The sequence below is a fragment of the Ferrovibrio sp. genome (genome assembly GCF_035304305.1).
GTDB lineage: Bacteria > Pseudomonadota > Alphaproteobacteria > Ferrovibrionales > Ferrovibrionaceae > Ferrovibrio.
In genome coordinates, this window is sequence record NZ_DATGQG010000072.1 from 86,741 (window position 1) to 93,984 (window position 7,244).

Annotated in this window: 5 protein-coding genes and 1 pseudogene; 1 reads left to right on the top strand and 5 read right to left on the bottom strand. The window is 65.7% G+C overall.

Features of this window, described 5'->3' with window-relative positions:
* Positions 1–110: 110 nt before the first annotated feature.
* From VKZ87_RS09205 to VKZ87_RS09225, 5 genes are read right to left on the bottom strand one after another with little or no spacing between them, the layout of a single operon-like run.
* Positions 111–1,199 carry a M14 family metallopeptidase gene (locus tag VKZ87_RS09205; protein WP_324220954.1) on the bottom strand — a complete coding sequence of 363 codons (1,089 nt, stop codon included), beginning with the start codon at positions 1,197–1,199 and terminating at the stop codon, positions 111–113.
* The gene (locus VKZ87_RS09210) at positions 1,196–2,674 is read right to left on the bottom strand and encodes a M81 family metallopeptidase (protein ID WP_324220955.1); all 1,479 of its coding nucleotides are present in this window, start codon (positions 2,672–2,674) and stop codon (positions 1,196–1,198) included. Before VKZ87_RS09210 ends, VKZ87_RS09205 begins: the two co-directional genes overlap by 4 nt.
* Positions 2,671–3,825 carry an FAD-binding oxidoreductase gene (locus VKZ87_RS09215; protein WP_324220956.1) on the bottom strand — a complete coding sequence of 385 codons (1,155 nt, stop codon included), beginning with the start codon at positions 3,823–3,825 and terminating at the stop codon, positions 2,671–2,673. Before VKZ87_RS09215 ends, VKZ87_RS09210 begins: the two co-directional genes overlap by 4 nt.
* Positions 3,825–5,378 carry an acetolactate synthase large subunit gene (locus VKZ87_RS09220; protein ID WP_324220957.1) on the bottom strand — a complete coding sequence of 518 codons (1,554 nt, stop codon included), beginning with the start codon at positions 5,376–5,378 and terminating at the stop codon, positions 3,825–3,827. The genes VKZ87_RS09215 and VKZ87_RS09220 overlap by 1 nt, the downstream gene beginning before the upstream one ends.
* On the bottom strand, positions 5,375–6,568 hold the full coding sequence (locus tag VKZ87_RS09225) for a pyridoxal phosphate-dependent aminotransferase (protein ID WP_324220958.1): 1,194 nt from the start codon (positions 6,566–6,568) through the stop codon (positions 5,375–5,377). Before VKZ87_RS09225 ends, VKZ87_RS09220 begins: the two co-directional genes overlap by 4 nt.
* 478 nt (positions 6,569–7,046) lie before the next feature.
* On the opposite strand from VKZ87_RS09225, the pseudogene VKZ87_RS09230 reads away from it, so the two are divergent.
* Positions 7,047–7,244, top strand: a pseudogene (locus VKZ87_RS09230) (hypothetical protein); the annotation flags it as partial.

Consider the following 7,244-nt stretch of genomic DNA (forward strand, 5'->3'; position numbering starts at 1 on the left):
GATTTGCGAGATTCGGTCCATTCGCTCCGTTTGACGCGGATTGGCAGTATTGGCGTCATGAGAATTTCAGGTGAGGTCTCGATTCCCGGCAGTCTCAAACGCACCCGAGATTACGACCCGAAATCACCGGCGATGCCGTTCATGGTCTGGATCATCGTGGCCCGGAACTGGCCCAGGATCATTCCCTTCCAGGCGTCCGTGTCGCAATAGAAGGCGTCGCGGATCGCGCGTTTGATGTCGGCGCGGAGTGACGGCGGTGCCGATGGATGGCTGCGCAGCCAGGCATCCGCCCGCAGGGCATCATGCACCTGCGTCTGCGGAACCGTTCCGTATTCCAGCGTCATGGTGGTGACGGCGGCGTCCGGGCATTCCTCGTAGGCCGAGCGGGTGATGTAGCCCAGAGTGCGGGGCGAAACGGAATCCGGATCGGAGGACAGGATGAGGTCTTCTCCCCACCAGCGTTTGGCGCGGGCGGTGATCTGCGGGTCAAGAGCAGCAAAGATTTTCTCGCCATGCCCATACGGGCCAAGGCCCGTATGCAGATCGATCCAGGCGACGGCCCGGCGTCCGGCCGCGTGACGGCGCAGAACCTGCCGCACCGTCTTGTTGCTCCACGCCGGTTCCTGTCCGGCATAGAACAGGCCGTCGGGATGCGCGCTCTGGCCGCCGGTCAGGGAGCGCCGCTCGTTCGCGTCGAGCGCCGCCTGCGCGGCTGCCAGCGCAGCCTCGTTCTTCGGATCGGGCGGCCATGCCGCGGGAACCAGCAGCGGATGCAGCCGTTCGTAAACAGCATTGACGGGGGCAGGCTGCGAGAAGTCGCGGAAGTTCCGGTTAAGATCCACATTGTCTTCATTGGTCCGGTGAAGATGGGAGAACCCGAAGGGGTTCACCGCGTGGATCAGAATGACCGCGACTTTCCTGCGTTCCAGCTGTCCCAGCAGGACATCATCCTGCAAAAGGGCAAGCTGGCACCCGCTGCCGCAGAAACCCTCGACGCCGTGGGTGCCGGAACTGGCGATGAGCGCACGGCTCCATCCGGGATCCCCGATCAGGGCGACATCGGAGGCGAGTTCCTCGCCTTCGGCACCCCGATACGGATGGATGTGGGTCTCGACGGCAACGCCGCGTCGCGTCGCGGCCTCGAGAAACCGGTTTCTGGCCTCCCGATAGGTCTGCGAGAAATGTGCGGCTGGGTTCATGGGGTTGCTCCTCCGGCAGAAGGGAATGGATCCGCCACGCGCGGCCAGTAGTTGCCGTCCCGCTTGGTGTAAGGGGATGTCTCGCCGTCATGCACGAGACCTCCTTCCGTATGGACATAGAGGATGTCCCGCGCGATGGGTGAGAAGCCGCGATGGAAATGCTGCATCGATTTCACGACGACGATCTGTTTGGACAGGAGATCGATGCCCAGCCCGGTGAAGGCATCGGGATGGAATGTCTGGCTCCGCTGGGTGATGAGCACCACGTCGATGCCATCCACCTCGATATGGACGCTGGTGCCGAGAGCGGTTCGCTGTCCGGCCATCGATGTCTGGAAATGCTCCTCGCGAACGGCTTTCACTGTCGCGACGACATCGAGCGGCATCCCCGAAGCCGGGCCGAGCTTGCCGCCGAGGCGCAGCCGCAGGCTGGCGCCGACGCCGGCATCGGAGCAGATCTGCGCCGCGATCGGATCCCAGTAGAGGCCAGAGACGGCTGACCGGATTCCGCGCTCCAGCATCCTGCGGAGAATGAAGGTGCTGTCCCCGGCCGCACCGGCACCGGGATTGTCCAGTGTATCGGCCAGCACGACGGGGCCCTGCCCGAGGGACAGCGCGCGGTCGAGCGCGTCATCGACGCCGAGATGGCTGGTGCGAGTCCTGTCCCGCATGTCGAAGAGTTCCTTGCCCAGCCGGGCGGCAAGCGCGCGCCCGCTTTCGGGATCATTGTCGGTTATGACCCAAATTCTGGCGCCCACATCGGCAACATCGCCATAGGCGAATCCGTGGCCGAAGCTGACCGAGAGCACGCCGTCCCGGCCTTCCAGCGCCTGCATTTTCCGGACGAAGCCGGCCATCGGTTCCCGGGTGGTGTGCCAGCCTCCGATCATCCGGCAGTCATGGACCGAGGTGACCGGCTTTATCTCGCCGCGCGCGGCCGCCAGCGCGAGCCTGTAGAGTTCCCGCGCCCGATCGACCGTGTCGACATGCGGATACTCCTTGTAGGCAACCAGCAGATCCGCATGCTGCAGCATGGCAGAAGTGAGGTGGCAATGAAGGTCGAGTTCGGCGCCGATAATGACTTCTGGTCCGGCCACTGCGCGCAGGGCCGCGAGGAGGTCGCCTTCGCAATCGTCATAGCCATGCGCCACCATCGCGCCATGCAGGTTGAGCAGGATGACGTCGACGGGCATCGCATTGCGGAGATCCGTCACCAGCGCGTCGCGCAGGCTTTCATATACCGCGCGCACCGTCGTGCCGGCCGGCTGCGCGGCCGCCATGAGGCCTTCAAGGACCTCATGGCCGTCCGCTTCGCCCAGCCGGCGCCATTCATGCAGCGGAGCGGTGAAGTGTCGCGGCTCGTGTCGCGTTGCGTCGCCGCGGAAGATGCCACCTTCCTCGAAGCCCTTCCATCCGGTGGGCAATGGCGCGAAGGTGTTGCTCTCGGTGGCGATGCCGCCGATGAAAAGTCTCATGCTGCCGGTGCCTCGTGTCTGATGGAACGGAGCCGGTCCGGTCCGAGCCGTTCGGCGGATATGCCGTGCGCCAGGAGATAGTCGGGCAGGTCCCGGCCGAGCAGAATGGCGGCCGCGGCGGCGCCGAGCGCGGGCGCAGTCTGGATTCCGAATCCGCCCTGCCCGGCCAGCCAGAAGAAGCCCGGGGCGCGGGAATCGAATCCCGCAACAGGCTCCTCGTCCGGCAGGAATGACCGCAGGCCCGCCCAAGCCTTGAAGACGCGCCGAACGGGCAGGTCCAGCATCTGCTGCAGGCGATCGATGCAGATCGCGATGTCGAGCTCCTCGGGCTGCGCATCGCAGGGGTCCGATGGCGTCGCATCGATGGGGGAGGCGAGCAGCCGCCCCGCATCCGGCTTCATGTAGAAGCCGGTCGCGAAATCGACCGTCAGGGGCCAGGAATGGATGTCATGGCCCGGCGGCGGATCGACCAGCACCATGGTGCGGCGTTTGGGAACAACGCCGAGTGGCGGCAGGCCAGCCATCGCTGCAACGGCATCGGCCCAGGCCCCCGCGGCATTGACTACGACCGGCGCGATCCACTCGCCCTGGCTTGTCCTGATGCGCCATGAGCTGCCGACAGGATCGATGCCCACGACATCGGCATCGGTGACGAGCTTCAGCCCCCAGGACCGGGCACTGCGCAGAAATCCCTGATACAGGGCGTCGACGTCGATGTCGCAGATATCCGGATCATGGAATGCCGCTGCCAGCGCCTCCTCGCGGAGAATGGGCAGCAGTTTCCGTGCATCGGACAGGGGAATTCCGGTCAGACGCCCGCCCTGCTCGGCGACATTCCGCGCATAGGTCCGGAGCCGTTCTTCACCTTCCTGGTTCGCGATCAGCAACTGGCCGCGCCGGCTCAACAGGGGTTGCCCGGTGAAGCCGGCGGGCGGATCGCTGAGCATCGCATAGCTGGCATGGCTGAGCTGACGCACGAGGGGTGCGCCATGGTCGGGCGTGTAGACGGCGGCCGAGCGGCCCGTGGTGTGGTAGCCGACATGGCTTTCGCGCTCGAGCAGCACGACCTGCCGCTCGCCGGCCAGGAAATACGCGAGAGACGCACCGGCAATCCCGCCGCCGATGATGATGACATCGCAGTGCTGCGGCATCACAGGACGACCTCGATCAGCATGGGTCCGGCATGCCGGTTCGCGCTGCGGAAGGCCGTGTTGAAGCCGGCCATGTCGTCCACGCGGACAGCTTCCACGCCCATGCCCTGGGCCAGCTTCACCCAGTCGAGGGTCGGGTTCTCCAGGCTCAGCATGTCGAGCAGCGCCGGCCCGGGATTGCCGGCGCCCACCTTGGCCAGTTCGTGCCGCAGGATCGCATAGGAGCGGTTGGCGAAGACCACGGTGGTGACGTCCAGCTGCTCGCGCGCCTGCGTCCACAAAGCCTGCAGCGTGTACATCGCGGATCCGTCGCCCTCGAGGCAGATCACGCGCCTGCCGGGCTGCGCGACCGCACAGCCGGTTGCCAGTGGTGGCCCGTAGCCGATGGAGCCGCCCATATTCTGAAGCCAGTCATGGGGTGCGGCGAAGCGGGTGGCGGGCGTGAAGCTCCGGCCGCTGGTGAGGGCCTCGTCCACGACGATCGCCCCCTCGGGCAGAAGCGCGCCGATGGAGCGGCCCAGGGCTTCGAGAGACAATGCGCCGGTGGCGGGCTCGGGGGCCGGGCCCTGTTCCTGCGGCAGGGGAGATGCTTCCAGCCCCAGCGCATTGAGGACGGCGCGGATGGCTTCCTCCGGATTCTGATCGGCGCGGCTGAGGCAGTGGATGCGGCAATCCGGCGGCGTCAGGACACTGGGCCGGTCCGGATAGGCAAAGAAGGCGACGGGCGCCTTGGCACCGACGAGCAGGAGTTGCCGGGTGCCGGCCAGCGCGGCGATCGCCTGATCGATCGGGAAGGGCAGGCGCTCGGGCTCGACCCTGCCGGCGCCGCGCTCGATCCTCGGATTGGTGGTCTGGGCCATCAGCCGGGCGCCGGTTTCGGCCGCCAGCCGGCCTGCCAGCCCCAAAGTCGGCTCCTGCACCGCTTCACCGGCCAGCAGGATGACCGTCCCGGCCGGATCGCGCAGCATTTCGGCGGCCGTGTCCACTGCCGAGCCGTCCAGCGCGGCGTAACCGTCCGGCCGGGGAATCACGGGAGGCGTGAAGTCATCGCCAATGTCGTTCCAGGCCGTGTCGGCAGGAAGGATGAGGCAGGTAACGCCTCCCGGACGGGTTCTGGCCGCGGCAACCGCCGCGGCACCGTCCGCTGCCACCTGTTCTGCCGAAGCCGAGGTACGGACCCATGAGCAGAAGGGACGGGCGGCGCCTTCGATGTCGGAGGTGAGCGGTGCGTCAAACCGGCGGTGAAAGGTGGCATGATCGCCGACGATATTCACCACCGGCATGCCCGCGCGGCCGGCGTTGTGCAGATTGGACAATCCGTTGACGAGACCGGGACCGAGATGCAGCAGGGTTGAGGCCGGCTGGCCGGTCATCCGGGCATAACCATCCGCTGCACCGGTCGCGACATTCTCGTGCAGCACCAGAATCGACCGCATCCCCGATACGCGGTCGAGCGCCGCCAGGAAGTGCATTTCCGAAGTACCGGGATTGGCGAAACAGGTGGTCACGCCGTTTGCTACCAGCGTGCGGACCAGGGCCTCGGCGCCGTTCATGAATTTGCTGCCAGTTTGCTGATGGGGAGAGAGTTACAGAAGGAAACGATCCGGCGTGCGGCCTCCCGCAACGTGCCTTCCGGCGCGCCGAGCGATATGCGGACATGTCCGGTAGCACTGGTGCCGAAACCGTCACAGGGAAGCAGTGCCACACCGCCACGCGCGAGCAGCTTTGCGGCGAAGTCGCCAGCCGACAGGCCGGTACCCCGCACATCCAGGAGCAGGAACATGCCGCCCTGGGGCGCCAGCGGGCGACATCCCGGTGTATTCTTTAAGGCATCCCGGAGGATCGCCGCGCGATGCGCGTAGGTGTCGCGCATCGCGGCGATTTCGGGAAATTCCGATGTCACCGCTGTCAGTGCGCCCGCCTGAACGAAGGGTGGGCCTCCATACTGGCCTGCCAGAAGAACTCCCTGCAGGCGCTGGATCAGTTCCTCCGGACCGACGATCCAGCCCAGACGGAAACCCGGCATGGAATGCGATTTGGACAGACTGCTCACCACAACGCGGGTGGGAAGTCCGGCCAGCGACCAGGCGCTGGCATGCGCGCGGCCAAAGGACAGGTCGGCATAGACTTCGTCCGAGAGCAGCCAGATCCCGTGCCTCCGGCAGATCTCGCCCAGGGCGGCTACAGCCTCGCGGTCATAGACGGCCCCGGTCGGATTGTTCGGAGAGTTGATCCAGATGACGCGCGTGCGCGGCGTGATGGCCCGGGCAATGATGTCGACATCGAGCTGGAAACCCGTATCGGGCGGCAGGGGTACCGGAACCAGCGAGGCGCCGCTTGCGGCCACGACGCCGGGATAGGTGGCATACATCGGTTCCGGGACGAGTACCTCGTCTCCCGCCTGCGCCATGGCGAGCATCGCGAAAAACAGGCCGCCCTGTGCCCCGGCGGTGACGGCAATGTTGCCGGGGGTGCAGGGCGTGCCGGTCTGCCGTTCCATCCGTCGGGCCAGCGCGGCGCGAAGTTCGTGCGTGCCGAGGATCGGCGCATACTTGGTCTGGCCCTGGCGCAGGGCCTCTGCGGTGGCTTCTATGACAGCGGAGGGTGCGGGCTGATCGGGGGTTCCCACCGTGAGCAGGATGACGTCCTCGCCGGCATTCTGGCGCCGGACAGCCTCGTAGTGAACGTTCCAGGTGCCACCGGCCTGCCCCGAAAGGCGGTTTGCAAGCGACGAAAAATTCATGAATGGCCCTGCCGGCTGCTTCCCCACGAATCAGCAGTCTTGCGCTTTTGCAGGCGGCAGTAAAATTCATAAGGGCGGAAACTTCATTCTTGCCGGTTATGAACCCCGATGCCCGTTGACCGGCATCCATAGCCGGCAGGCCGCGCCTAAAAGTGGTGGTGGCGGGCGTCAGTCCCTCATCTGCGGGAAGAGATGCGTCAAGTACCGACGAAGCAGCAATGCGGACATGTCGGTCTACCCACGGCCCCGGCGGGCGGATCGAGCAATGCGCATATCATGCGGGATCGGCATAGCGGATCAGGCTGGTCGGCTTCCTCCCGCCCTTTGCCGCTTCTCCAATCCGCAAAAAAGGGCCGGTAGCACGCTGCAGAAAAACATAACCTGCCGGAATGACAAGCGCCCTCGTTTGAATTTTACAGTGAGTTCTTTTAAGCCAATCATCGGCGCGCACGGAGAATAACTCCAGGGGAGAGAAATTATGGTGAAAGTTTCAACCGGCATTGCGGCGGCATTTTTCGCGCTCGGCTTTGCCGCTCAGGCCAACGCTGCCGACGAACTGGTTCATGCGACATGGGGCGGTGGCGGCGCCGCCACCACCCGCACGGCCTACGCCGAACCCTTCACCGCGGCCACCAAGATCCCGGTCAAGATCGCCGAAGTGCCCAATACGGCCGGT